The 546-nt window shown below is 44.3% G+C and carries 1 protein-coding gene; it reads left to right on the top strand.

Going from position 1 to position 546, the window contains the following annotated elements; genetic code table 11:
- Positions 1-546 (top strand): Ig-like domain-containing protein (locus SK629_RS10840; RefSeq protein WP_042901889.1); only part of this gene is annotated, 546 nt, incomplete at both ends.

Raw genomic sequence — 546 nt, 5'->3', positions numbered from 1 at the left:
ATACAAAAGCACCAGCTAAACCAGAAGTTAAGACAGACTTAACAGATAAAGCAGGAACTAAGACACCAGTTGAAGTAAGTGCAGAACCAGGATCTAAAGTTGAGTTGTTCGACAAAGATGGTCACAAGCTTGGTGAAGGCGTAGCAGACGAAAATGGAAAAGCTACAATCACACCAACGAAAGAGCTTCCAGCAGGAGACGTAACAGCGAAAGCAACAGATCCAGCAGGCAATGTGTCAGAACCAAGTGTTCCAGCAACCGCAACTAAGGATACAAAAGCACCAGCTAAACCAGAAGTTAAGACAGACTTAACAGATAAAGCAGGAACTAAGACACCAGTTGAAGTAAGTGCAGAACCAGGATCTAAAGTTGAGTTGTTCGACAAAGATGGTCACAAGCTTGGTGAAGGCGTAGCAGACGAAAACGGAAAAGCTACAATCACACCAACGAAAGAGCTTCCAGCAGGAGACGTAACAGCGAAAGCAACAGATCCAGCAGGCAATGTGTCAGAACCAAGTGTTCCAGCTACAGCAACAAAAGATAATG

It is taken from the genome of Streptococcus mitis, from assembly GCF_000722695.1.
Taxonomy (GTDB): domain Bacteria; phylum Bacillota; class Bacilli; order Lactobacillales; family Streptococcaceae; genus Streptococcus; species Streptococcus mitis_O.
This window is presented reverse-complemented; position numbering and strand designations above follow the sequence as displayed.